Consider the following 24,747-nt stretch of genomic DNA (forward strand, 5'->3'; position numbering starts at 1 on the left):
CCTTCCCACTGCCTTGCGATCGCCACCATGCCCCAACAACATCACGCCGACGAACTGCTGATCGACGCCGAGATCGACGAAGCCCCCGCCCCTACACCCGCACCGGTGCGGCCCTGGCTGCTGTTGCTCGGCCTGGTGCTGGTGGCGCTGAACCTGCGCCCGGCGCTGTCGAGCCTGGCGCCGCTGCTGAACACCGTGCGCGAGCACACCGGCCTGTCAGCCGCCGCCGCGGGCCTGCTGACCACCCTGCCGGTGCTCTGCCTGGGCCTGTTCGCCCCGCTGGCGCCCCGCCTGGCGCGGCGCCTGGGGGCCGAGCGGGCGGTGCTGGCGATCCTCCTGCTGCTGGCCGCCGGCATCGTCCTGCGCAGCCTGTTCCCGGTGGCCGGGCTGTTCCTCGGCAGCCTGGTGGCCGGCGCCAGCATCGGCATCATCGGCGTGCTGCTGCCGGGCATCGTCAAGCGCGACTTCCCGCACATCGCGGGGATCATGACCGGCGTCTACACCATGGCCCTGTGCCTGGGCGCGGCCCTGGCCGCCGGGGCCAGCGTGCCCCTGGCCGGTCTGTTCGGCGGCAGCTGGCAGCCGGCCCTGGCCGCCTGGGCCCTGCCGGCGGTGCTCGCCGCGCTGGTCTGGCTGCCGCAGACGCGCCAGGCCCAGCACGCCCACCGCCAGGCCTTCCAGGTCCGCGGCCTGTGGCGCGACCCGCTGGCCTGGCAGGTGACCCTGTACATGGGCCTGCAGTCGTCGCTGGCCTACATCGTGTTCGGCTGGCTGCCGTCAATCCTCATCGACCGCGGCCTGAGCCCGACGGCCGCCGGGCTGATGATGTCCGGCTCGGTGATGGTGCAACTGCTCAGCGCGCTGGGCGCGCCCTGGCTCGGCACCCGCGGGCGCGACCAGCGCCTGGTGGTATTCCTGGTGCTGGCGCTGACTCTTGCCGGCCTGCTCGGCCTGCTCTACGCGCCCAACGGCAGCCTGTGGCTGTGGGCGGTGGTGCTCGGCCTGGGCCAGGGCGGCACCTTCAGCATCGGCCTGGCGCTGATCGTGCTGCGCTCGCCCGACGCCCACGTCGCCTCGCACCTGTCCGGCATGGCCCAGGGCGTGGGCTACACCCTGGCGGCCCTGGGGCCCTTCCTGGTCGGCCTGGTGCACGACTTGAGCGACGGCTGGAATGCGGTGGGCGCCATCTTCATCGCCATCAGCCTGGGCGCGCTGGTGGCCGGCCTGGGCGCCGGCCGCGACCGCCTGGTCGGCGTGCGCAGCGAGGCGCTTTCGTAGGGCTTCGCTGCATGGGCCAACGGCGTATAACCGCGAACGGTTATACGCCCTACGGCGCCAGGGAAGCACGGTCGTAAGAGCGGACCTTGTCCGCGATAGCCGGACATGCCGGCGCGCTTCGCGGATGACCCACCCACGCCATCCCCCTGTAGGAGCGCGCCCTGCGCGCGAAATCGCAGGCAGGGCCTGCTCCTACAGGTTTCCGCACAGCTGGCCTAGGGCGCCTTGTCCCCCGGGCCGCCCGGCGGCAGGGTGCCGCGCTTGGGGCTCTCGATCCAGTCGTTGACCAGGTTGTAGACCACCGCCAGCAGCACCGGGCCGAGGAACAGGCCGATGAAGCCGAAGCTGAGCAGCCCGCCGAGCACGCCGAGCAACACCACCACCAGCGGCAGGTTGCCGCCGCGGCTGATCAGGTAGGGCTTGAGGATGTTGTCCACGCCGCTGATGACGAAGAAGCCCCAGATGCCCAGGAACACCCCGTAGCCGTACTCGCCCTGGAAGAACAGCCAGACGGTGGCCGGCCCCCAGACCAGCGGCGGGACCATCAGCAGGCTGCAGACGAAGGTCAGCAGGCCGAGCAGGATCGGGCCGGGCACCCCGGCGATGCTGAAGCCGATGAAGGCCAGCACTGCCTGGGCCGCCGCGGTGCCGATCACGCCGTTGACCACCCGCTGCACGGTGCCGGCGATGAGCTCCATGTAGTGCTCGGCGCGCGGGCCGATCAGGCGCTCCAGCATCTGGTAGGCGAAGGCTTCCAGGCGCTTGCCGTCGCGGTAGAAGAAGAAGATCAGCACCAGGCTCAGGACCAGCTCGAAGATGCCCCCGGCCAGCTTGGCCGAACGCGCCAGCAGCCAGTTGCCGACCTCGCCCATGTAGGGCTTGAGCGCGGAGAAGATGGCCACCCCCTGCTGGTCGATGGAGTACCACCAGCCGATCAGCCGGTCGCCGATCAGCGGGGTGCGCGCCAGCCAGCTCGGCGGCGGCGGCAGGCCGGAGACCTGCAGGTTCTTCACCAGCTCGACGCCGGCGCGCAGCTTGTCCGCCAGGCCGAAGCCCAGGCCCAGCAGCGGCAGCGCCACCACGATGATCCAGAAGGCGGTCAGCACGCCCGCCGCCAGGGCCTCACGGCCGCCCAGCAGGCGCGTCAGCAGGCGCATCAGCGGCCAACTGGCGAAGGCCAGCACGGCGGCCCAGAACAGCGCCGTCCAGAACGGCGCCAGCACCCACAGGGTGGCGACCAGCAGGACCACCAGGAGGATGCGCAACAGCAGGTTATCGAACATCGGGGCCGGACTCCTTCTCGGTACGGCGACGGCAGCCGGGCACAGGGCGCGCCCAGCTTCAGCGTAGGCGAATCAGCGTAGCCAGGTCAGGTGCAGCCCGTCCCCTTCGCCGCTGCCCAGCTCCAGGCGGGCATCGCGCACGCCCTGACCGGCCAGGGCGCTGCGCCAGTCGGCGGCGTGGGCGCCAGCCAGCTCGACGCGCACGCCGGTGTCCTGGCGCAGGGTGCGCACCAGCAGGTCGAGCCAGGCGCCGCCGGGCTCGGCGGGCACGTGGCTGAGGGTCAGCTCGCCGTTGGCCTTGAGCAGGCGCATCAGGGTGGCGGCGCTGGGCAGCAGTTCGCCCAGGGCGCTGCCGGCGTCCAGTTGCTCGGCGTGCAGGTAGGCGCGGCGGTTGCCGCGGGTGATGGCGTAGACCGCCAGCAGGCTGTCCTGCTGCGGCGCGGCTAGGCGCACCAGCAGGTAGGCCTGCTGGTCGTCCGGGCCGTAGAGGCTGGATTTGCCGAACACCGCGTTGGCCAGCAGGCTGCTGGAGCCGCAGTCGCGGCCCTCGCACCAGAACAGCGGGGTGGCGTCGGCCTTGAGCAGGTCCTTGCGCGCGGCGGCGAAGGCGCTGGCGCTGGAGTCCTCGTCGGGCAGGCGGTAGGTCAGCGCGGTGAGCTGGCCGAGGGCGCGCGCCTCGCCCTCCATGCGCAGGCGCCCGCTGATGCGGCTGATCGGCCCCAGCGGGTAGACGCGCTCGGTGGCGGGGGCGCTGGTGAAATCGACGATCTCCGCCCTCGGGAAACGGGGCAGCACGTCAAGGTCGTGGCTGTCGGGAACGTCGGCGGCGAAGGCACTGGCCGCGAGCAGCGTGCCCACCAGGGGCAGCAGGGAAAGGCGAGGCATGTCAGGCGTCGCACCTCCGTTGCGCACGCCGCGGGGCATGCGCGCCCGGGCCGCTGGAATCCTTGGGGCCGCCCGGCATGGCGGTGGCGAAGAGCTGAATCATGCAGAATCTCCCGACTGCGATCCATGCAGCGTCGTGGCAAGCCCCGCTTTAGTCAAGCGGGGTGCGGCAACGGGGTGTTTCCCCGCGCCTACTCTCCCAGGAACGGCTGGAAGATCGCCGCCACCGCCTGCGCCCCCGCTTCGTCGTCCAGGTGCAGGTGATGGCCGCCGGGCAGCTCGTGGACGTCGAAGGGGCGCCCGTCGATCAGCTTGCGGATGCCCGGCTCGGCAGCGAGCATGCCGCCCTGGGCCAATACCAGGCTGACCGGGCACTGCACGGCCTGGACGAAGCTCGCGGCGTGGGCGCGGGTGAAGCGCAGCGGCGAGGGCAGGGTCAGGCGCGCATCGCTGCGCCAGGTGAAACCGCCGGGCACCGGCATCAGGCCGCGCCGGGCCAGCAGTTCGGCGGCTTCGCGGCTGACCGCGCCGACGCCCTTCATGCGTGCCTCCACCGCGCGGTCGATGGCTTCGTATACCGGCTTGCGCTTGTTCGGCAGCGCCAGTTGCGCCTTCAGCGCCTCGCCCAGCTTGGCCGGCGCGCTGTCGGCCTCGCCGGTGTAGGGCACCAGGCCGTCGATCAGCGCCAGGCGCTCGATGCGCTCGGGCATGGCGCCGGCCAGCAGCACCGAGACGATGGCGCCCATGGAATGCCCGAGCAGCGAGAAGCGCTCCCAGCCCAGTTGCTCGGCCACCGCCAGCACGTCGTAGGCGTAGTCCCACAGCAGGTAGCTGGCCCCGGGGGCGCGGTGCGCCGAGTGGCCGTGGCCGGCGAAGTCCAGGGCGACGATGCGCAGCCCATCCAGCTTCGGCGCCAGGCGCGCGAAGCTCATGGCGTTGTCCAGCCAGCCGTGCAGGGCCAGCACCGGCTTGCCGTCCTCCGGGCCGAACAGGTGCGCGGCCAGTTCGATGTGCGGAAGGTTCAGGCGGATCTCTTCGACCTGGGCGCTCATGGGCGGGAATTCTCCTGTTCGGCGCGGCGCTGCCAGCGCTCGACGACCTGCTTGATCAGTTCGGCGGTGTCGCGCGGGCGCTCCAGCGGGAACATGTGCCCACCGGGCAGCGACAGGGCTTCGCCCTGCGGCGCCAGGCGCACCGCGCGGGCATGGTGCGGCAGCACCACCCGGCTGTGGCGGCCGCGCACCAGCGCCAGCGGCACCGCCAGGCGCCGCGGGCTGCCCGGCGCGGCATGGGGCACGTTGCGGTAGATGCTGATTTCGGTGGCCGGGTCGAACTTCAGGCGCAGGCCCTGGCCACTCGCGGCCAGGCCGTGGCGCACGTAGTCCGCCAGGCAGTCCGGGTCGAAACGGCGGAACAGCGACTTGCCGCCGAAGTAGCGCAGCGCCTCGTCGAAGTCGGCGAACGCCTCGCGCCGCCCCAGGGTGCGCCCGGCTGGGGTGATGCGGTCGATGAAGCCGAAACGCTTGGCGGCGCGGATCACCCACTGGTCGGCGAAGGTCAGGGTCGGCGAATCGAGCATCAGCACGCCGCGGTACAGCTCCGGGCGGCGCAGCGCGGCATGGTAGTGCAGCAGGCCGCCGAGGGAATGGCCGACGCCCCACACCGGCGCGCCCTGGGCCTCCAGGTGGAACAGCAGTTCGTCCACCAGGTTCGCCCAGTTGGCGTTCACCGGGAAGCGCGGGTCGTGGCCGTGCATGTCCAGGTGGCGCACCTCGAATTCCGGCGCCAGGGCCTGGAACAGCTTGCCGTAGGTGGCCGAGGGGAAGCCGTTGGCGTGGGCGAAGAAGATCGCGTGGGACATGCCGGTGACCGCAGTGCTGATGACTGCGGAATTCTCCCCCAGGCCATGGCTGGCCACAATGGCCGGGCCCACCGCCGGCCAGGGCACTCCGGCCAAAAGCCAGGGCGCCTCAGAACTGCCGCGCCAGGCTGAGCGCGATGCCGCCGGCCACCAGCAGGAACACCAGGCCGCAGGCGCCGTCGATGACCGGCACCGCGCGCAGCAGGCGCTGCTGCAGCGCCGGGCGGGTGAGGGTCACGCTGAGCAGGCTGAACCAGGCGAAGCCGGTGCAGAACAGCATGGCCGCCACCGCCAGCTTGCCGGGCACGGACATATCCAGCGGGATCAGGCTGCTGAGCAGGGCGAGGAAGAACACCAGCGCCTTGGGGTTGAATAGGTTGGTGGCCAGGCCGCGCAGCCAGGGCCCCAGCGGCGAGGCCGGCAGCTCGCCGTCCAGGCGCCCTGCCCCGCCCGCGCCACGCCGCGACCAGGCGCGCAACGCGCCTATGCCGAGCCAGCCCAGGTAGAGCGCGCCGGCTCCCTGCAGCAGGCCGAACAGCACCGGCGAGTGGCGCAGCAGCAGCGACACGCCGGTCAGCACCAGGGTGCCGTGGACCAGGATGCCGCAGGCCAGGCCCAGGGCGCTGAGCACACCGGCGCGGCGCCCCTGGTGCAAGGCGGTGCGCACCACCAGGGCGACATCCGGGCCCGGGCTGACCAGGGCAACGGCGAATACGGCGGTGAGCGTCAGCAAGACGCGGGCCTCCTGCATGGCGGGATTCTCCAGGGGAAAGGGGGATCGGAGTGGGATCAGCGTTGGCGCAGGCGCGCCGGCGGCAGTCCGTAGGTGCGGCGGAACAGGCGGCTGAAGTGCGCCTGGTCGTAGAACCCCAGGCTCAGCGCCACCTCGCTCAGCGGCTGGCCGGCGAGCACCCGCGGCAGGGCCCGCTCCAGGCGCAGCTGGGTCAGCCACTGGTGCGGCGGCAACCCGCAGTGGTTGCGGAAGCGCCGCAGCACCTGCCAGGGGCTGAGGTCGCAGAAGGCCGCCAGTTCGTCCAGCGTCGGCGGGCTCTCCAGACGCGATTCCAGCCAGTCGCGCAGGCGTCGCCAGGTCGCGGCGTCGAAGCCCTGGCGCGGCTCGCGGATGCGCAGGCTGGAGGCATGCCCGAGCAGCGTGGCCAGGCCCTGCCAGAGCCGGCCTTCCTGTTCCAGGCGCTCGCCTGCGGCCAGCACCTGGTGCAAGCCGTGCAGTTGCTGCCGCAGCTGTTCGTCGCGCAGTTGGCTGGCCAGCAGCCGCGGCGTGCCCTGGCGACCATCGCTGAGGCTGCGCGCGGCCTGCTCCAACCACTGCGGCTCGATGGACAGCACGCGGATGCGGTAGCCGCCGTCGCCCTCGCTGGCGCCGTCGTGGATGCTTTCCGGGCTCATCAGCAGGATGTCGCCGCCACCGGCCAGGCAGCGTTCGCCGGCGTGCACGTAGCGCTGGCGACCGTCGAGCATCAGCCCGATGTGGTAGTCCAGGTGAAAGTGCCGGGGAAAGGCGAAACGGTGGTACTCGGCGTCGATGTAGCGCACGCCGGGCAGCCCGCTGCGGTGGTGTTCGATGCGTTCCATGGGCCTACTCTAGCGCCCGGGCGCCGGCAGGTCTTGGATAAAATTGCGCGGCTGGAGCGCCCCATGGACGTGAATCGCGGACGGACCCTCTCGCGGGTACGGCTTCTCGTAGGATGGGTTGAGCGAAGCGATACCCATCACCACGGCAGCATGGGTTTCGCAGGCTCAACCCATCCTACGAAGAACACTTCGGCGCAGCCTGCAAGACAGTTGCTCCTATACCGCCCCAAACGCGCCATTCCCCTGTAGGAGCGCGCCCTGCGCGCGAAATCGCGGGCAGGGCCCGCCTACAGGTCTTGCGTATCGCCTAGCGCTCCAGCGGCACTATGGCCATGGTCAGCCGCGAGATGCAGCTGGGCTTGCCGTCGTCGCCATGCAGGCGGATTTCCCAGACGTGGGTGGAGCGGCCGAGGTGCACCGCCTTCGCCACCGCCGTCACCCGGCCGCTGCGCAGGCCGCGCAGGTGGTTGGCGTTCACCTCCAGGCCCACGCAGTAGTACTTGCTGGTGTCGATGCACAGGTAGCTGGCAGTGGAGCCGACGGTCTCCGCCAGCACCACCGAGGCGCCGCCGTGCAGCAGGCCGTAGGGCTGGTGGGTGCGCGCATCCACCACCATGCTGGCGGTCAGCGAGTCGTCGTCCACCGCCTCGAAGCGGATGTCCAGGACCTCGCCTATGGTCTTCTTCAGGTTGGCGTTGAGCGCCTCCAGGTCAGGAGTAGTGCGCCACTGGCTCATGCATTCACTCCCGGCAGTCAGTCATGCCACTGCACCGCTTCGCGGCGCTCGGCCCATTCGTTGAAACGCGCGCCGTAGGTGGATTCCACCACGTTGCGCTTGATCTTCAGGGTAGGCGTGAGGAAGCCGTTGTCCACGCTCCACACGTCCCTCACCAGCACCAGCCCGGCCAGGCGCTCGTGCTTGTCCAGCTCGCCGTTGACCTCCTCCACCAGTTGCCGCAGGCTCTCTTCCAGCTGCGAGCGCGAGCCGTTGGCGGCCTCCTGGCGGCCGACCTCGGACAGCACGCACAACCCCAGCGGCGCCACCAGGCCGTCGCCGACCACGCAAATCTGCTCGATCCGCGAATGCACCGCCAGGCGGTTCTCGATGGGCGCCGGGGCGACGTACTTGCCCTTGCCGGTCTTGAAGATTTCCTTGAGCCGGCCGGTCAGGCGCAGGTTGCTGTCGGCGTCCTGCTCGCCCTTGTCGCCGGTGCGCAGGTAGCCGTCCTCGGTGAGGGTCTCGGCGGTGCGCTCGGGGTCCTTGTAGTAGCCGAGCATGGTCGCGCCGCTGCGCACCTGCACCTCGCCCTCGTCGCTGATGCGCACTTCCACCCCGGGGCTGGACTGGCCGATCCAGCCTTCGCGCTGCTTGCCCGGGCGGCACACGTGGGAGTAGCCGCAGTTCTCGGTCATGCCATAGACCTCCAGCACACTCAGGCCCAGGCGCCTGTACCAGTCGAGCAATGCCGGCGGCACCGGCGCCGCGCCGCACAGGGCGTAGCGCACCGCGTCCAGGCCGAGGCCGGCGAGTACCTTGCGCCCGACCAGGCGGCCGACGATGGGCAGGCGCAGCAGGCGGTCGAGCTTCTGCGCCGGCATCTGCGCGTAGACGCCCATCTGGAACTTGGTCCAGATCCGCGGCACGCCGAAGAACACCGTGGGCCGCGCGCGGCGCATGTCGGCGATGAAGGTGTCCAGGCTGTCGGCGAAGAAGATCGTCTGCCCGGCGTAGATCGAGGCCATCTCCACGAACATCCGCTCGGCCACGTGGCACAGCGGCAGGTAGGACAGCAGGCGGTCCTCCTCGCCGACGCCGAACAGTTGCATGGCGTGGCTGGCGGCGAAGTCGAAGTTGGCGTAGGAATGCATCACGCCCTTGGGCGTGCCCGTGGTGCCGGAGGTATAGATGATGGTGGCGAGGCTGGCGGGGTCCGGCAGCGGCACCCCCTGCAGCGGCTCGCAGGCCTGCAGGTCGTCCCAGCTATGGTCGAAGCGCCCTGCCGGATGCAGCGGCAGGGACACGCTGAGCACTTCGGCCGGCAGCCCGGGCGCCATCGCCGGCCAGTCGTCGAGCTTGCCGACGAAGGCAACCGCGGCTTCGGAGTGGCTCAGCACCTGGCGCGCCGATTCGGCGGTGAGGTTCGGGTACAGCGGCACCGAGACGTGCCCGGCCATCCAGATGGCGACGTCGGCGATGATCCAGTGCGCGCAGTTCTTCGAGATGATCGCCACGCGGCTGCCCGGCGGCAGTTGCAGGCTGCGCAGCCAGGCGGCTGCACGCCGCGCCTGGTCACCGGCCTCGCCCCAGGTGAGGCTCTGCACCTGGCCGCCCGGCAACGGCTGGACCAGGTAGCGCTTGTCCGGATGGCGCGCCTCGCGTTGCAGGAATTGCTCGAGCGGAGAACGAATTTCAGTGACCACATGCCCCTCCTTTTTTGTTGTTCTAGAGGTGTAGCGATAGATCAACCAAGCACTTGCTTGGTCGAATATTCCATGCGTCCTACAGACTGGCAAGAAGGGATATGTGAACTTTTGTAGGGAGATGCTTCAGCAGCGCATGGCGCGTCCGACGGCGAACTGCTAAAAGCAGCGGCAGGCCCCTGTGGAAAGCTGCCCATGCCGTTCATCACCGACAGCGCGCTGGCCGAGTTGCCGCTGCTGTTCAACCTGCTCTGCGCCACCCTGTTCGGCGGCCTGATCGGCCTCAACCGCCAGTTGCACCACCGCCCCGCCGGGCTGCGCACCCACGCCCTCACCGCCCTGGCCGCGGCGCTGGCGATCACGGTGATCCAGCAGTTGCAGCCGGCCACCGCGGATGCCGCCAGCCGCGTGGCCCAGGGCGTGCTCACCGGCATCGGTTTCATCGGCGCGGGGGTCATCGTCCACCACGAGCGCCGCTACCGCGTCGAGGGGCTGACCACCGCCGCCACCATCTGGGTCTCGTCGATGCTCGGCCTGGCCTGCGGCACCGGGCACGTGCTGACCGCCGCCGTCGGCCTGGCGCTGACCTTGCTGATCCTGGTGCTGGGCGACCGCCTGGAGCAGCGCCTGGCTGGGCGCGGGCCGAACGACGACGTCAGCCTGACGGACGACGACAAACCGAATTGACCCGCAGAAACGCCAAGGCCCCACGAGGGGCCCTGGCGGAACCGTCAACCGCGTCCGGGATGGTAGAGGGAAACCAGCGTCATCAGCCCCGCCAGCGGCCCCTCGCCTTCCAGTTCGGCCAGGGAGGCGGTGGCCATCGGCAGCGCCTCGTCGCGGCTGCCGTGCACCAGCAGCCCGCCCAGGGAACCGATCAGCGGCTGGTGGCTGACCAGCAGCAGGTTGCGCTCGCTGCGGTTGTCGAGGAAGCGCAGCACGTCGCGAGGATCGTCGTCCGGCGTCAGCCAGGGCGCGGTGCCCACCGCGCCGTCGAAGCCCAGCGCCTCGCGCACCAGTTCGGCGGTCTGCTGGGCGCGCACGTAGGGGCTGGCCAGGATGCCGTCCAGCGGGTGGCCGGCCAGGTGCCCGGCGCTCTGCAGCACTTCCTTGCGGCCGTGGGCGGTCAGTTCCCGCTCGGCGTCGCGGCGGGCCTGGGGTTCGGCCTGGCCGTGGCGCAGCAGCCAGATCCTCACAACTTCGGCTCCTCGTCGCGCGCCGGGTGCGGCGCCGGCGGCACGGCGTGGGCGGCTTCGCCCTCGGGGGCGCGGGCGGCCGGCCAGTCGGCGAAGGGCCAGGGCTTCTCGTCGCTGTTGAAGGTGCCGAAGCGGCCGATCTGCGCCAGGTACTGGCTGAGGCTGTCGCCGAAGGCCAGCAGGCTGGCGCTGGGCGCGCCGTAGATGATGCGGTAGACCAGCTGCACCACCACCACGGCGCCGAGCAGCATCTGCGCGACGTACCACACCAGGGCGAACAGCAGCATCCAGAGGATGCGCAGGGCCAGGGATTCCTTGTTCATACGGTCGGCCAAACGATCAGCGGACATGGGTATCTCCTCAGAAGCCACTGGTGGGAATGAAGTCGGTGTCGGTCTTCGGCTCGCCGCTCATCAGCGCCTGGATCACCTGGGCCAGGGTGCGCCCGCCGAAGAGGATGGCGTAGAGCCCGGCGACCAGCGGCATGTAGACGCCCAGCTCGTCGGCCTTGGCCTTGAGCACCTTGAGGGTGTTCACCCCTTCGGCGGTCTCGCCCATGCGGGCGACGGCGTCGTCGAGGCTCAGGCCCTCGCCCAGGGCGAAGCCGACCTGATAGTTGCGGCTTTTCGGTGACGAACAGGTGACGATCAGGTCGCCCACCCCGGCCAGGCCGAGGAAGGTCATGGGGTTGGCGCCGAGCTTGACGGCGAAGCGCGTCATCTCCGCCAGGGCGCGGGTGATCAGCATGCCCTTGGTGTTCTCGCCCATGCCCAGGGCCGCGGCCATGCCGGCGATGATGGCGTAGACGTTCTTCAGCGCGCCGCCCAGCTCGACGCCGAAGCGGTCGCCGCTGGCATAGACGCGGAAGGTGCGGCCGTGCAGCGCTTCCTGCACGCGGCTGCAGAGCGCCTCGTCCTCGCTGGCGACCACGGTGGCGGTCAGTTCGTGCTCGGCTATCTCGCGGGCCAGGTTCGGCCCGGAAATGACCGCGATGCGCGCGGCCGGGGCGATCTCCTCGAGAATCTGGCTCATCAGCTTGAAGCTCTGCGCCTCGATGCCCTTGGTCAGGCTGACCAGCGACTTGCCCGCCAGCTGCCCGGCGAAGGGCTCCAGCACCTTGCGCAGCGCGCTGGAGGGCACGGCGACGAAGATGAGTTCGCAGTCGTTCAGGGTCGCTGCGAGGTCGGTGACCGGCTCGACGTTCTCGTGGATGCGCACGCCCTTGAGGTAGCGCGGGTTCTCGCGCAGGGCGCGGATGCTCGCGGCCTGCTCCTCGTCGCGCATCCATTGGCGCACGCGTTGGCCGTTCTCCGCCAGCAGGTTGGCGAAGGCGGTGCCGAAACTGCCGCCGCCCAGCACAGCGATCGGTTGCTGCTCAGTCATGTCACTTCCATCACGGGCCGCACGCGGGCGGCGATTGGGGCATTATAAGGCGCCACCGCCAGGCGGCCAGTGCACATCGCACGCTGGCAAAGCGCCCCGCCTCGTTTAACATCCGTCCCCGTAGAAAACCGAGAACAGGGCCGTTCCGTGCACGCCACGCACCATCGCCAGAATCGACCAGCCGCCGGAGAGGCACGATGACTCCGCGCAAGGGCTGGAACATCCAGAACCGCATGCTCGCCATCAGCCTCGGCCCCGCGCTGCTGCTGACCCTGCTGCTGACCGGCTACTTCACCTATTCGCGCCTGCAGGACCTGCGCCAGGAGCTCAACCACACCGGCCAGCTCATCGCCAACCAGCTCGCTCCGGCAGCGGAGTATGGCGTGCTTTCGGGCAACCTGCCGGTCCTCCAGAGCCTGCTGCGCACCACCCTGGGCACGCCGCACGTGCGCTTCATCGAGGTGCGCAACCGCAATGACGAGATCCTCGTCTACGCCGAGCAGCCGCCCAGCGACAACGGCCAGGTCGCGCCCAAGATCGAGGTGTTCCACGCCGCCATCCAGCGCGAGCACGTCGCCCCCGAGGTACCGGGCGACGCCGTCACGCTGCGCCACACACCGGGCCGCCAGGACCAGCCGGCCAGCGACGCCGACTACCTGGGCCGCGTGGTGGTGGGCATGGCCAACGACGCCTTCAGCGAACGCCAGCAGGAAATCCTCTTCAAGGCCAGCCTGCTGGCCTTCTTCGCCCTGCTGCTGACGCTGCTGCTGGCCCGCCGCCTGGCGCAGCGCCTGGCGGCGCCGATCAGCACCATGGCCAACGCGGTGCAGGCGATCCAGACCGGCGACTACCAGACCAGCCTGCCGGTGCTGGACAACGGCGAAGTCGGCGACCTCGCACGGCACATCAACAACCTCGCGCGCGGCCTGCAGCAGGCCAGCAAGGAACAGGAACGCACCATCGCCCAGCTGGTGGCGGCCCGCGAGGAGGCCGAGCAGGCCAACCGCAGCAAGTCGGACTTCCTGGCGATGATGAGCCATGAGCTGCGCACGCCGATGAACGGCGTGCTGGGCATGCTGCAACTGCTCGAGACCACCGAGCTCAACCACGAGCAGGCCGAATACACGGCGCTGGCCACCGAGTCTACCGAGCACCTGCTCAAGGTCATCAACGACATCCTCGACTTCTCGCGCATCGAGCGCGGCGCCCTGGAGCTGGAGCGCATCCCCTTCAACGTGCTGGAGCTGATCCAGGGCTCGCTGCTGGCCTTCCAGCACAGCGCCCAGCAGCGCGGCCTGACGCTGCGCATGGACGTCCAGCCAGGGCTGGAGCACCTGGAGGTACGGGGCGACCCGACGCGCCTGCGGCAGATCCTGGTCAACCTGCTGGGCAACGCGCTGAAATTCACCGAGGAAGGCGCCATCCGTCTGGAAGTCCGCTGGCAGGCCCTGGACGACGAAGTGCTGTGGCTGACCTGCGCGGTCAACGACAGCGGCATCGGCATCTCCCCGGAACGCCTGGAGCACATGTTCGAGGCCTTCAAGCAGGCCGACTCGTCCACCTCGCGGCGCTACGGCGGCACCGGCCTGGGCCTGGCCATCGCCCGCACCCTGGCCGAACGCATGGGCGGCACCCTGCAGGCATCCAGCGAGGAAGGCCTGGGCTCGACCTTCACCCTGGAGATTCCCCTGCCCTTCCAGGCGCGCAGCCTGGGCGCGGCCGAACGCGCCCTGCGCGCCTCGGAGCAGGCCACCGGCCAGTCGGTGCTGCTGGTGGAGGACAACCCGGTGAATCAAACGGTCATAGAAGCCATGTTGCGCAGCCTCGGCTATCGCGTCACTCTGGTCGGCGATGGCGCGCAGGCGGTGCGCACGGCAGAACGTAACGAATTCGATGCCATCCTCATGGATTGCCGCCTGCCGCTGCTCAACGGCTACGAGGCCACGCGACAGATTCGCGCACTCCCCGGACGCCAGCAGGTGCCGATCATCGCCCTGACCGCCAATGCCCTGCAGGGCGATCGCGAGCTGTGCCTGGAGTCGGGCATGGACGATTACCTGGCCAAGCCGTTCAAACGCGCTGATCTACAGAAAATTCTGCAGCGCTGGTTGACCTCCGGCCGTTGATCCGCGGGGCCTGTTCGCCCAAACTCGTGGGCCTGCGAGGCTGATCGGCAAAATGCACGCCCAGCTGGAGCAACGAGGCACCGAAAGAAAGTGAACAACCGTTCGCCCGGTGCTGTGACTTTAACCATCAGGCAATAGTCTATGACTAGGCTGCCGCAGGACGCCGCTACAAGAATGAGGCGCGCGGAGCCGCAGGACGACCGATTTCGCCCTGCCGTTCAGGATTTTTGAGGAGCTCGCATGACCAAACAACACGCCTTCACCCGAGAAGACCTGCTGCGCTGCAGCCGCGGCGAGCTCTTCGGCCCGGGTAATGCGCAACTGCCCGCCCCGAACATGCTGATGATCGACCGCATCACCCACATCAGCGACGTTGGCGGCAAGTATGGCAAGGGCGAACTGGTCGCCGAGCTGGACATCAACCCCGACCTCTGGTTCTTCGCCTGCCACTTCGAAGGCGACCCGGTGATGCCGGGCTGCCTGGGCCTGGACGCCATGTGGCAGCTGGTCGGCTTCTACCTCGGCTGGCAGGGCAACCCCGGCCGCGGCCGCGCCCTGGGTTCGGGCGAGGTGAAATTCTTCGGCCAGGTCCTGCCGACCGCCAAGAAAGTCACCTACAACATCCACATCAAGCGCACCATCAACCGTTCGCTGGTCCTGGCCATCGCCGATGGCAGCGTCAGCGTCGATGGCCGCGAAATCTACAGCGCCGAAGGCCTTCGCGTCGGCCTGTTCACCTCCACTGACAGCTTCTAAGGGTAATCCGCATGCGTCGCGTCGTGATCACCGGCCTGGGCATCGTATCCTGCCTGGGCAATGACAAAGACACCGTCTCCGCCAACCTGCGCGCCGGCCGTGCCGGTATCCGCCACAACCAGTCGTACGTCGACATGGGGCTGCGCAGCCACGTCTCCGGCTCGGTGAACCTCAACCTCGAAGAGCTGATCGACCGCAAGGTGTTCCGCTTCATGGGCGACGCCGCGGCCTATGCCTACCTGGCGATGGAACAGGCGATCAAGGACTCCGGCCTGACCGAAGAGCAGATCTCCAACCCGCGCACCGGCCTGATCGCCGGCTCCGGCGGCGCTTCCACCCTGAACCAGATGGAAGCCATCGACACCCTGCGCGAAAAGGGCGTCAAGCGCATCGGCCCATACCGCGTCACCCGCACCATGGGCAGCACCGTTTCCGCCTGCCTGGCCACCCCCTTCCAGATCAAGGGCGTGAACTACTCCATCTCCTCGGCCTGCGCCACCAGCGCGCATTGCATCGGCAATGCCATGGAACAGATCATGATGGGCAAGCAGGACGTGGTCTTCGCCGGCGGCGGTGAAGAAGAGCACTGGAGCCAGAGCTGCCTGTTCGACGCCATGGGCGCCCTCTCCACCCAGTACAACGACACCCCGGAAAAGGCCTCCCGCGCCTACGACGCCAAGCGTGACGGCTTCGTCATCGCCGGCGGCGGCGGCATGGTGGTGGTCGAGGAACTGGAGCATGCGCTCAAGCGCGGCGCCAAGATCTACGCCGAGATCATCGGCTACGGCGCCACCTCCGACGGCTACGACATGGTCGCCCCGAGCGGCGAAGGCGCCATCCGCTGCATGCAGCAGGCGCTGTCCACCGTCGATACCCCGATCGACTACCTGAACACCCACGGCACCTCCACCCCGGTGGGCGACGTGGCGGAAATCCGCGGCATCCGCGAAGTCTTCGGCGGCAAGGCCCCGGCCATCAGCTCCACCAAGAGCCTGTCCGGCCACTCCCTGGGCGCCGCCGGCGTGCACGAGGCGATCTACTGCCTGCTGATGATGCAGGGCAACTTCATCGCCGGCTCCGCCAACATCGACGAACTGGACCCGGAAGTCGCCGACATGCCGATCCTGCGCGAGACCCGCGAGAACGCCAAGCTCGACACCGTGATGAGCAACAGCTTCGGCTTCGGCGGCACCAACGCCACCCTGGTGCTGCGCCGCTTCAACGGCTGATCGTTAGCTCGGTACGGAAAAGGCGCCCTTCGGGGTAATGCCAGTCAGTTAAGCTGACTGGCATTTTCATTTTCGTGTCGAATATTTTGCTGGTCGCTGCTTCACCGTTCTCGGGAACCAGCGATCAGGTCGCCGATGAGGTAGGACATACTGCGCCGCTGAGGCCTGCAAATCTGCCAGAAATCCTGGCAAGTTACCGGGATGGTTCAGCGACGTGCCATGCAGCAAGCCCAGGATTGCCCAACTGCAGGCGGTAAAACTCATTTCGCATGGGTATACCCCCGGGCACTGCCTCGACATCTGTACCATCTGATAACGTAACAGGTTGTAGCCCAGCAGCACGCCCCACAGTTCTTGCGCAATCATCTCCGGAGTCTTGCTTCTCAGGGTGTATTCGCCGCCCAAAAGTCCTTGCTTGATCTCCCGATAGCCCAGTTCGATTTCCCAGCGCTGACTGTAAAGATCGACGATCTCATCGCCAGGGAAACGCAGCGGATCGGTCATTGAGGTCAAGACGCTCACCACCTTTCCTTTGATCGTTTTGCTCAGCAACCTCGCTCGAATTTCCAACGGCAAGTCTGGCCATTGTTTGCGAGCCTGAGGCGATGTACGCAGAACGACCTGGGCATCATTGCGCCCAAGCTTGTGCTCTACCTCATACTGAGTGCCCTTTTTCAAAGGGATCAGCCAGTGTCGATGCTCGCCGTGCGATTGCCAGTGATGCAGCAAGCCCAACGAGTAGAAACCTTTGTCGAACAGGGTCAACGAATGATTCGGCGTGGTGGCGATCAGCTGTTCTGCCAGCTTCATTTCGCTACTGTGATAGCCCTCGAAAGTGCTGCTTATCAGTAGATGGCTGGTCAGCTCCATCTGACAGACCATCCGAACTTGAGGAAAGCTGCCGTCACCATGCTGGTTGGTCGCGCTGCCGTAGCACGCACGATTTTCTGCGGTATCAGGCGTATTCCAGACAACGCCGTCCACGCCAAGCAGCGTCAATCCCAACCACTGCCACTGCTGTCCGGCACGCCTCATGCTATTAACAGCTGCCCCTGACGCAGGTTGATCTCGCGTATTCGCTCCTGCCGTCGTCGGTAACGTTCGGCCTCCAGGCCTGGGCGCTGAAACAGCGTTGCCTGTACCTCCACCATCAGCATCCACAGGCTTTGCCGCGTTCCCGTCCTGCGTTGGTAAAGGTTCAGCAGCAAGTAGCTGATCAGCGCACAGAGAATCTGGATGCGCACGGCATTCTCGCTACGGCCCAGGAAACGCCTGACCTTCAGGTGTTGCTTGATCCATTTGAAAAACAGCTCGATCCGCCAGCGATCCCGATAGCGCTCGGCGATTTCTGCCGCCGGGCTGCTCAGGTCGTTGGTCGCCAGGCTCAGAGGCGGCTCATCGCCTGGGCGGTTCACCAGGATCCGCCGCAGGGGCTGGGTGTAGTGATTACGCCGTCGGCCACCTGGGTTGCGGTTGGAGAAGCTCACCTCTTCGTCTCGCAGGATCGTTTCCCGGTCTTGCTGGGGAACCTCGCGCTGGGCCAGGACCTTGAGCCGCACATTGGACTTGAATCGTGTGACGAAGCGGGCCTTCTGGGCATCCAGGCTCGCCCACCAGTTGAAGTCGTAATAGCCCTTGTCGAATACGTAGGTGGCCTGTGGCTCGATACCCAGCGTCCGGCCTTCGTCGATGTCGTTGACGTTGGCTGCGCTGAAGCTGCAATGCACCGGTGCTGCCGCCTGCTCGGCATACAGCACATGGACTTTCAGCCCCTGGGAGCGGGTTCGATTGGACAGCGTCCATTCGTCGAAGCCAGGGCCCTTGAGGGTGATCGTGGTGGAGTCCAGCAGGTACAGCAGTTCCTTCCCGTCACGGCGTAACTGCCGGCAGACGCCCGCCATCAGGTAGTGCGCAACCTGGGCGAAGACCTCGGTATTACGGCGTTCGTTGGCATCGGCCAGGGTGGAACGCCGGATCGGGCCCGTCCCCAGGTGATAGTGCTGATGGGGATGGCTGTTGAAGCTGGTTTCAAGCGCCCGCAGGCTGCTCACGCCGGCCAGTTGGGCATACACCATGGCGACCAGGTGATCCCAGCTGCCAAAGCGCTTGCTGTGCTTGTCGGCGCCGTGTTCGGCGACCAGTCGATCGAAGACGCCGCGAGGCAGCGCTTTTAGTACATCGTGAAAACGGCTTATCCTGAACATCTTGCGGGGGCTGTGAGGTTGAGTTGGCGCTCAACGGTTTAACCCGTGCCTTCAGCCCCCGCAAGCCCTCCAGACGCCCCCTCGAAAATATTCCGGACAGTAGTGCAACCACTGCGGATGTTTGGTTTCTTCGTGCCATCGCTGCTGGGTCAGCGTAAAGACTTCGCGTACAGCTTCGCTACCCAGCCGCTGCCGCCCTTGCACAACAGCGCTGGGCGCCACCAGCGGCCGCTTGCCCGGTAGCATGATGTCCATGTGGTTCACGACATCCCAAGCCGACATCCGGCGGAACAACGCCATGCCGATGATGCACCACACCAGGCTTTCAAGCGGAAGACGACGCTTGCGAATGGTCGAGACACCTGCAGTCTCGAAAGCCTGTTTCACGATGTCTGGATCGAGCAAAGCTCCCAGCCCCTCCAGCGCATGAGGCCGCGATGCCATTTCGTGAGTGAGGGACAGGGCTTGTGACAGGCGCATAAAAAATCCGATGCTCGTTTCCAAGCATCGGATTTTGCGGCCTGCAGACTAAAGGTCAATGTGTCAGCCTTAACTGACTGGCATTACCCTTCGGGGCGCTTTTTTGTTGCCTGCGTTTCTTGGCCGCCGGATGCCCGCTCACGCAGGTCACATAGCCATCCGCCGATGGTCCTGGCGCGGGAGCTGACGACCCGCCGGCCGGATCGCGGATGAATCCGCTCCTACGGGGTGCAGCCCCGTAGGATGGCGTTGAGCGAAGCGATACCCATCAGCGCCGTGGCTTGGGCCCTGCCCGCGATTCGCGCGCAGGGCGCGCTCCTACAGGGGGAATGGCGCAGGTGGGGCGGCGTAGGAGCGGATCTCATCCGCGAATCGCGCCGGGACCGCCGGCAATCGCGGACAAGGTCCGCTCCTACGGGTGCAGGACGTACCCTCGTAGGATGGCGTTGAGCGAAGCGATACCCATCGCCGCAGCCAGCCCAGGGCAAATCGTAGGGCGAATAACCGTTCGCGGTTATCCGCCGATACACCGAGCGCCCAGACCACCCACGGAGCCGCCGGGGGCGTTATGCGCCCTACGCCAGGCGCTCTTGTAGGATGGCGTTGAGCGAAGCGATACCCATCGCCATGGCCTCGCGGACATGGCGCGGGGGGGCGGCGTAGGAGCGGATCTTATCCGCGAAGTGCGCCGGGACCTCCGGTGATCGCGGACAAGGTCCGCTCCTACAGGGAGATGTTCCGGCTTTTCCGAGCGCCAAAGCAAAACCCCCGACCAGCCAGGCTGATCAGGGGTTTTGGGATAGGTGCTTGACGATGACCTACTCTCACATGGGGAAACCCCACACTACCATTGGCGATGCGTCGTTTCACTGCTGAGTTCGGGATGGGATCAGGTGGTTCCAACGCTCTATGGTCGTCAAGCAATTCTTTCGGATGCTCGTGGCTTACGCACACGCTCACCCTGATTCGGGTATGTGACAGGTCTTCTTTGCGGTTCTCACGAACTTTCGGTTCGTCGACTTCACCGTCTAACACACAAATTGTTTGGGTGTTATATGGTCAAGCCTCACGGGCAATTAGTATCGGTTAGCTCAACGCCTCACAGCGCTTACACACCCGACCTATCAACGTCGTAGTCTTCGACGGCCCTTCAGGGGAATCAAGTTCCCAGTGAGATCTCATCTTGAGGCTAGTTTCCCGCTTAGATGCTTTCAGCGGTTATCTATTCCGAACATAGCTACCCGGCAGTGCCACTGGCGTGACAACCGGAACACCAGAGGTTCGTCCACTCCGGTCCTCTCGTACTAGGAGCAGCCCCTCTCAAATCTCAAACGTCCACGGCAGATAGGGACCGAACTGTCTCACGACGTTCTAAACCCAGCTCGCGTACCACTTTAAATGGCGAACAGCCATACCCTTGGGACCGGCTTCAGCCCCAGGATGTGATGAGCCGACATCGAGGTGCCAAACACCGCCGTCGATATGAACTCTTGGGCGGTATCAGCCTGTTATCCCCGGAGTACCTTTTATCCGTTGAGCGATGGCCCTTCCATACAGAACCACCGGATCACTAAGACCTACTTTCGTACCTGCTCGACGTGTCTGTCTCGCAGTCAAGCGCGCTTTTGCCTTTATACTCTGCGACCGATTTCCGACCGGTCTGAGCGCACCTTCGTACTCCTCCGTTACTCTTTAGGAGGAGACCGCCCCAGTCAAACTGCCCACCATACACTGTCCTCGATCCGGATCACGGACCAGAGTTAGAACCTCAAGCATGCCAGGGTGGTATTTCAAGGTTGGCTCCACGCGAACTGGCGTCCACGCTTCAAAGCCTCCCACCTATCCTACACAAGCAGGCTCAAAGTCCAGTGCAAAGCTACAGTAAAGGTTCACGGGGTCTTTCCGTCTAGCCGCGGATACACTGCATCTTCACAGCGATTTCAATTTCACTGAGTCTCGGGTGGAGACAGCGCCGCCATCGTTACGCCATTCGTGCAGGTCGGAACTTACCCGACAAGGAATTTCGCTACCTTAGGACCGTTATAGTTACGGCCGCCGTTTACCGGGGCTTCGATCAAGAGCTTCGCTTTCGCTAACCCCATCAATTAACCTTCCGGCACCGGGCAGGCGTCACACCCTATACGTCCACTTTCGTGTTTGCAGAGTGCTGTGTTTTTAATAAACAGTCGCAGCGGCCTGGTATCTTCGACCGGCGTGGGCTTACGCAGTAAATACTTCACCCTCACCGGCGCACCTTCTCCCGAAGTTACGGTGCCATTTTGCCTAGTTCCTTCACCCGAGTTCTCTCAAGCGCCTTGGTATTCTCTACCCGACCACCTGTGTCGGTTTCGGGTACGGTTCCTAGTTACCTGAAGCTTAGAAGCTTTTCCTGGAAGCATGGCATCAACCACTTCGCTCTCTAAAAGAAAGCTCGTCATCAGCTCTCGGCCTTGAACACCCGGATTTGCCTAAGTGCCCAGCCTACAACCTTAAACTTGGACAACCAACGCCAAGCTGGCCTAGCCTTCTCCGTCCCTCCATCGCAGTAACTAGAAGTACAGGAATATTAACCTGTTTCCCATCGACTACGCATTTCTGCCTCGCCTTAGGGGCCGACTAACCCTGCGTCGATTAACGTTGCGCAGGAACCCTTGGTCTTTCGGCGTGGGAGTTTTTCACTCCCATTGTCGTTACTCATGTCAGCATTCGCACTTCTGATACCTCCAGCAAGCTTCTCAACTCACCTTCACAGGCTTACAGAACGCTCCTCTACCGCGCATCTTGCGATGCACCCGTAGCTTCGGTGTGTGGTTTGAGCCCCGTTACATCTTCCGCGCAGGCCGACTCGACTAGTGAGCTATTACGCTTTCTTTAAAGGGTGGCTGCTTCTAAGCCAACCTCCTAGCTGTCTAAGCCTTCCCACATCGTTTACCACTTAACCACAACTTTGGGACCTTAGCTGACGGTCTGGGTTGTTTCCCTTTTCACGACGGACGTTAGCACCCGCCGTGTGTCTCCCACGCTGACACTTCCAGGTATTCGGAGTTTGCATCGGTTTGGTAAGTCGGGATGACCCCCTAGCCGAAACAGTGCTCTACCCCCTGGAGTGATACGTGAGGCGCTACCTAAATAGCTTTCGAGGAGAACCAGCTATCTCCGAGCTTGATTAGCCTTTCACTCCGATCCACAAGTCATCCCCTACCTTTTCAACGGGAGTGGGTTCGGTCCTCCAGTCAGTGTTACCTAACCTTCAACCTGCTCATGGATAGATCGCCCGGTTTCGGGTCTATACCCAGCGACTAAACGCCCTATTAAGACTCGCTTTCGCTACGCCTCCCCTATTCGGTTAAGCTCGCCACTGAATATAAGTCGCTGACCCATTATACAAAAGGTACGCAGTCACCCAACAAGTGGGCTCCCACTGCTTGTACGCATACGGTTTCAGGTTCTATTTCACTCCCCTCTCCGGGGTTCTTTTCGCCTTTCCCTCACGGTACTGGTTCACTATCGGTCAGTCAGTAGTATTTAGCCTTGGAGGATGGTCCCCCCATGTTCAGACAACGTTTCACGTGCGCCGTCCTACTCGATTTCACTTCCAAGAACCTTTCACATACGGGGCTATCACCCACTATGGCCGCACTTTCCAGAGCGTTCTGTTAGATTCTAAGAAGCTTAAGGGCTAGTCCCCGTTCGCTCGCCACTACTAAGGGAATCTCGGTTGATTTCTGTTCCTCAGGGTACTTAGATGTTTCAGTTCCCCTGGTTCGCCTCACACACCTATGGATTCAGTGTGTGATAACCAGCTTGTGCTGGCTGGGTTTCCCCATTCAGAGATCTCCGGATCAAAGTCTGTTTGCCGACTCCCCGAAGCTTATCGCAGGCTACCACGTCTTTCATCGCCTCTGACTGCCAAGGCATCCACCGTATGCGCTTCTTCACTTGACCATATAACCCCAAGCAATCTGGTCATACGTCTCGAACGTGAAGACGACATTCGCCGAAAATTCGCGCTTGAACTCGCAAATTTTACCTTGACTTGAACAATCCCCAGTGAAAGAGATCATTCAGTCTACTTCTATCACATACCCAAATTTTTAAAGAACGGTTCCGGTACAAAGACCAGACAGCAAGGTTCGTTTCTTCGAACATTCCTGTCTGAGCTTTACGACGATTTGGAGATGGTGGAGCCAAGGAGGATCGAACTCCTGACCTCCTGCGTGCAAAGCAGGCGCTCTCCCAGCTGAGCTATGGCCCCCTAATTTCCAACGATTGGTGGGTCTGGGCAGATTCGAACTGCCGACCTCACCCTTATCAGGGGTGCGCTCTAACCGACTGAGCTACAGACCCATATAGGGTTGCCTAACCGTCGCTTACCAGTGAATCAAGCAATTCGTGTGGGAGCTTATGAGAAAGCCGGGATCTTCGATTAAGGAGGTGATCCAGCCGCAGGTTCCCCTACGGCTACCTTGTTACGACTTCACCCCAGTCATGAATCACTCCGTGGTAACCGTCCCCCTTGCGGTTAGACTAGCTACTTCTGGAGCAACCCACTCCCATGGTGTGACGGGCGGTGTGTACAAGGCCCGGGAACGTATTCACCGTGACATTCTGATTCACGATTACTAGCGATTCCGACTTCACGCAGTCGAGTTGCAGACTGCGATCCGGACTACGATCGGTTTTCTGGGATTAGCTCCACCTCGCGGCTTGGCAACCCTCTGTACCGACCATTGTAGCACGTGTGTAGCCCTGGCCGTAAGGGCCATGATGACTTGACGTCATCCCCACCTTCCTCCGGTTTGTCACCGGCAGTCTCCTTAGAGTGCCCACCATAACGTGCTGGTAACTAAGGACAAGGGTTGCGCTCGTTACGGGACTTAACCCAACATCTCACGACACGAGCTGACGACAGCCATGCAGCACCTGTGTTCCGATTCCCGAAGGCACTCCCGCATCTCTGCAGGATTCCGGACATGTCAAGGCCAGGTAAGGTTCTTCGCGTTGCTTCGAATTAAACCACATGCTCCACCGCTTGTGCGGGCCCCCGTCAATTCATTTGAGTTTTAACCTTGCGGCCGTACTCCCCAGGCGGTCGACTTATCGCGTTAGCTGCGCCACTAAGATCTCAAGGATCCCAACGGCTAGTCGACATCGTTTACGGCGTGGACTACCAGGGTATCTAATCCTGTTTGCTCCCCACGCTTTCGCACCTCAGTGTCAGTATCAGTCCAGGTGGTCGCCTTCGCCACTGGTGTTCCTTCCTATATCTACGCATTTCACCGCTACACAGGAAATTCCACCACCCTCTACCGTACTCTAGTCAGGCAGTTATGGATGCAGTTCCCAGGTTGAGCCCGGGGATTTCACATCCATCTTACCAAACCACCTACGCGCGCTTTACGCCCAGTAATTCCGATTAACGCTTGCACCCTTCGTATTACCGCGGCTGCTGGCACGAAGTTAGCCGGTGCTTATTCTGTTGGTAACGTCAAAACAGCAAGGTATTAACTTACTGCCCTTCCTCCCAACTTAAAGTGCTTTACAATCCGAAGACCTTCTTCACACACGCGGCATGGCTGGATCAGGCTTTCGCCCATTGTCCAATATTCCCCACTGCTGCCTCCCGTAGGAGTCTGGACCGTGTCTCAGTTCCAGTGTGACTGATCATCCTCTCAGACCAGTTACGGATCGTCGCCTAGGTGAGCCATTACCCCACCTACTAGCTAATCCGACCTAGGCTCATCTGATAGCGTGAGGTCCGAAGATCCCCCACTTTCTCCCGTAGGACGTATGCGGTATTAGCGCTCCTTTCGGAACGTTGTCCCCCACTACCAGGCAGATTCCTAGGCATTACTCACCCGTCCGCCGCTGAATCCGGGAGCAAGCTCCCTTCATCCGCTCGACTTGCATGTGTTAGGCCTGCCGCCAGCGTTCAATCTGAGCCATGATCAAACTCTTCAGTTCAATACTGATCGGGTTTTGAGAAAACCCTAAACTTGGCTCAGCAATCGCAAAAAACTCTCGAATTCACGAGTGTTACTTGTGATGCTGA

Annotated in this window: 18 protein-coding genes, 2 tRNA genes, 3 rRNA genes and 1 pseudogene; 5 read left to right on the forward strand and 19 right to left on the reverse strand. The window is 64.6% G+C overall.

Going from position 1 to position 24,747, the window contains the following annotated elements:
* Positions 1-27: 27 nt before the first annotated feature.
* The gene (locus PcP3B5_RS19540) at positions 28-1,278 is read left to right on the forward strand and encodes a CynX/NimT family MFS transporter (RefSeq protein WP_061562184.1); all 1,251 of its coding nucleotides are present in this window, start codon (positions 28-30) and stop codon (positions 1,276-1,278) included.
* A gap of 215 nt (positions 1,279-1,493) precedes the next feature.
* Here the strand turns inward: PcP3B5_RS19540 and PcP3B5_RS19545 are convergent, their stop codons facing one another.
* The 8 genes from PcP3B5_RS19545 to PcP3B5_RS19580 form a co-directional block, all read right to left on the reverse strand.
* Positions 1,494-2,561, reverse strand: coding sequence for an AI-2E family transporter (locus PcP3B5_RS19545; RefSeq protein ID WP_009618560.1), 1,068 nt, complete (start codon positions 2,559-2,561; stop codon positions 1,494-1,496).
* Positions 2,562-2,633: 72 nt separating this feature from the next.
* A complete protein-coding gene (locus PcP3B5_RS19550) occupies positions 2,634-3,446 on the reverse strand; it encodes a DUF4892 domain-containing protein (protein WP_058490260.1) in 813 nt (270 codons plus the stop codon).
* 191 nt (positions 3,447-3,637) lie between these two features.
* The gene (locus PcP3B5_RS19555; RefSeq protein ID WP_009618556.1) at positions 3,638-4,498 is read right to left on the reverse strand and encodes an alpha/beta hydrolase; all 861 of its coding nucleotides are present in this window, start codon (positions 4,496-4,498) and stop codon (positions 3,638-3,640) included.
* Positions 4,495-5,307: an alpha/beta fold hydrolase gene (locus PcP3B5_RS19560; RefSeq protein ID WP_024128626.1), complete on the reverse strand. Its 813-nt coding sequence runs from the start codon at positions 5,305-5,307 to the stop codon at positions 4,495-4,497. The genes PcP3B5_RS19555 and PcP3B5_RS19560 overlap by 4 nt, the downstream gene beginning before the upstream one ends.
* Positions 5,308-5,416: 109 nt before the next feature.
* A complete protein-coding gene (locus PcP3B5_RS19565) occupies positions 5,417-6,058 on the reverse strand; it encodes a LysE family translocator (RefSeq protein WP_061562185.1) in 642 nt (213 codons plus the stop codon).
* A gap of 38 nt (positions 6,059-6,096) precedes the next feature.
* Positions 6,097-6,900, reverse strand: a complete 804-nt coding sequence (locus tag PcP3B5_RS19570) for an AraC family transcriptional regulator (protein WP_009618550.1) — start codon at positions 6,898-6,900, stop codon at positions 6,097-6,099.
* Positions 6,901-7,207: 307 nt separating this feature from the next.
* Positions 7,208-7,636, reverse strand: a complete 429-nt coding sequence (locus PcP3B5_RS19575; protein ID WP_009618548.1) for a hotdog fold thioesterase — start codon at positions 7,634-7,636, stop codon at positions 7,208-7,210.
* A gap of 17 nt (positions 7,637-7,653) precedes the next feature.
* Positions 7,654-9,321 carry an AMP-binding protein gene (locus tag PcP3B5_RS19580; protein ID WP_061562186.1) on the reverse strand — a complete coding sequence of 556 codons (1,668 nt, stop codon included), beginning with the start codon at positions 9,319-9,321 and terminating at the stop codon, positions 7,654-7,656.
* Between the two features lie 195 nt (positions 9,322-9,516).
* Here PcP3B5_RS19580 and PcP3B5_RS19585 point away from each other — a divergent pair, with 195 nt between their 5' ends.
* Complete coding sequence (locus tag PcP3B5_RS19585) at positions 9,517-10,008, forward strand: MgtC/SapB family protein (RefSeq protein ID WP_061562187.1); 492 nt, start codon at positions 9,517-9,519, stop codon at positions 10,006-10,008.
* Between the two features lie 44 nt (positions 10,009-10,052).
* On the opposite strand, the gene sixA is transcribed toward PcP3B5_RS19585, so the two are convergent.
* Genes sixA through PcP3B5_RS19600 form a run of 3 tightly spaced genes read right to left on the reverse strand, consistent with a single transcriptional unit; the run spans position 10,053 to position 11,900 of the window.
* Positions 10,053-10,517 (reverse strand): phosphohistidine phosphatase SixA, encoded by a 465-nt coding sequence (sixA, locus tag PcP3B5_RS19590; protein ID WP_043272187.1) that lies wholly within the window; start codon positions 10,515-10,517, stop codon positions 10,053-10,055.
* Positions 10,514-10,840 (reverse strand): DUF4389 domain-containing protein, encoded by a 327-nt coding sequence (locus PcP3B5_RS19595; RefSeq protein ID WP_370311548.1) that lies wholly within the window; start codon positions 10,838-10,840, stop codon positions 10,514-10,516. The genes sixA and PcP3B5_RS19595 overlap by 4 nt, the downstream gene beginning before the upstream one ends.
* Before the next feature lie 37 nt (positions 10,841-10,877).
* Positions 10,878-11,900 carry an NAD(P)H-dependent glycerol-3-phosphate dehydrogenase gene (locus PcP3B5_RS19600; protein ID WP_009618538.1) on the reverse strand — a complete coding sequence of 341 codons (1,023 nt, stop codon included), beginning with the start codon at positions 11,898-11,900 and terminating at the stop codon, positions 10,878-10,880.
* A 197-nt stretch (positions 11,901-12,097) separates the two neighbouring features.
* Between PcP3B5_RS19600 and PcP3B5_RS19605 the strand changes: the two genes are divergently transcribed.
* From PcP3B5_RS19605 to fabB, 3 genes are all read left to right on the forward strand, one after another.
* The gene (locus tag PcP3B5_RS19605; protein ID WP_061562188.1) at positions 12,098-14,026 is read left to right on the forward strand and encodes an ATP-binding protein; all 1,929 of its coding nucleotides are present in this window, start codon (positions 12,098-12,100) and stop codon (positions 14,024-14,026) included.
* Positions 14,027-14,266: 240 nt separating this feature from the next.
* A complete protein-coding gene (gene fabA, locus PcP3B5_RS19610) occupies positions 14,267-14,782 on the forward strand; it encodes a 3-hydroxyacyl-[acyl-carrier-protein] dehydratase FabA (protein WP_009618534.1) in 516 nt (171 codons plus the stop codon).
* An 11-nt stretch (positions 14,783-14,793) separates the two neighbouring features.
* The gene (gene fabB / locus PcP3B5_RS19615) at positions 14,794-16,011 is read left to right on the forward strand and encodes a beta-ketoacyl-ACP synthase I (protein ID WP_061562189.1); all 1,218 of its coding nucleotides are present in this window, start codon (positions 14,794-14,796) and stop codon (positions 16,009-16,011) included.
* Positions 16,012-16,077: 66 nt separating this feature from the next.
* On the opposite strand, the pseudogene PcP3B5_RS19620 reads toward fabB, so the two are convergent.
* From PcP3B5_RS19620 to PcP3B5_RS19655, 8 genes and pseudogenes are all read right to left on the reverse strand, one after another.
* A pseudogene (locus tag PcP3B5_RS19620) lies at positions 16,078-17,019 on the reverse strand (IS4 family transposase); the annotation flags it as partial.
* A 23-nt stretch (positions 17,020-17,042) separates the two neighbouring features.
* Positions 17,043-18,215, reverse strand: a complete 1,173-nt coding sequence (locus PcP3B5_RS19625; protein ID WP_061560270.1) for an IS4 family transposase — start codon at positions 18,213-18,215, stop codon at positions 17,043-17,045.
* A 51-nt stretch (positions 18,216-18,266) separates the two neighbouring features.
* Positions 18,267-18,719, reverse strand: coding sequence for a transposase domain-containing protein (locus PcP3B5_RS19630; RefSeq protein WP_420820137.1), 453 nt, complete (start codon positions 18,717-18,719; stop codon positions 18,267-18,269).
* Between the two features lie 781 nt (positions 18,720-19,500).
* A 5S ribosomal RNA gene (gene rrf, locus PcP3B5_RS19635) occupies positions 19,501-19,616 on the reverse strand.
* 134 nt (positions 19,617-19,750) lie between these two features.
* Positions 19,751-22,640: ribosomal RNA gene (locus PcP3B5_RS19640) — 23S ribosomal RNA — on the reverse strand.
* Positions 22,641-22,874: 234 nt separating this feature from the next.
* A tRNA-Ala gene (locus PcP3B5_RS19645) sits at positions 22,875-22,950 on the reverse strand.
* Between the two features lie 15 nt (positions 22,951-22,965).
* Positions 22,966-23,042: transfer RNA gene (locus PcP3B5_RS19650), tRNA-Ile, on the reverse strand.
* Positions 23,043-23,122: 80 nt separating this feature from the next.
* Positions 23,123-24,659: ribosomal RNA gene (locus PcP3B5_RS19655) — 16S ribosomal RNA — on the reverse strand.
* The 16S, 23S and 5S rRNA genes sit together here with 2 tRNA genes alongside, the layout of an rRNA operon.
* Positions 24,660-24,747 lie beyond the last annotated feature (88 nt).

The sequence above is a fragment of the Pseudomonas citronellolis genome (assembly GCF_001586155.1).
GTDB lineage: Bacteria > Pseudomonadota > Gammaproteobacteria > Pseudomonadales > Pseudomonadaceae > Pseudomonas > Pseudomonas citronellolis.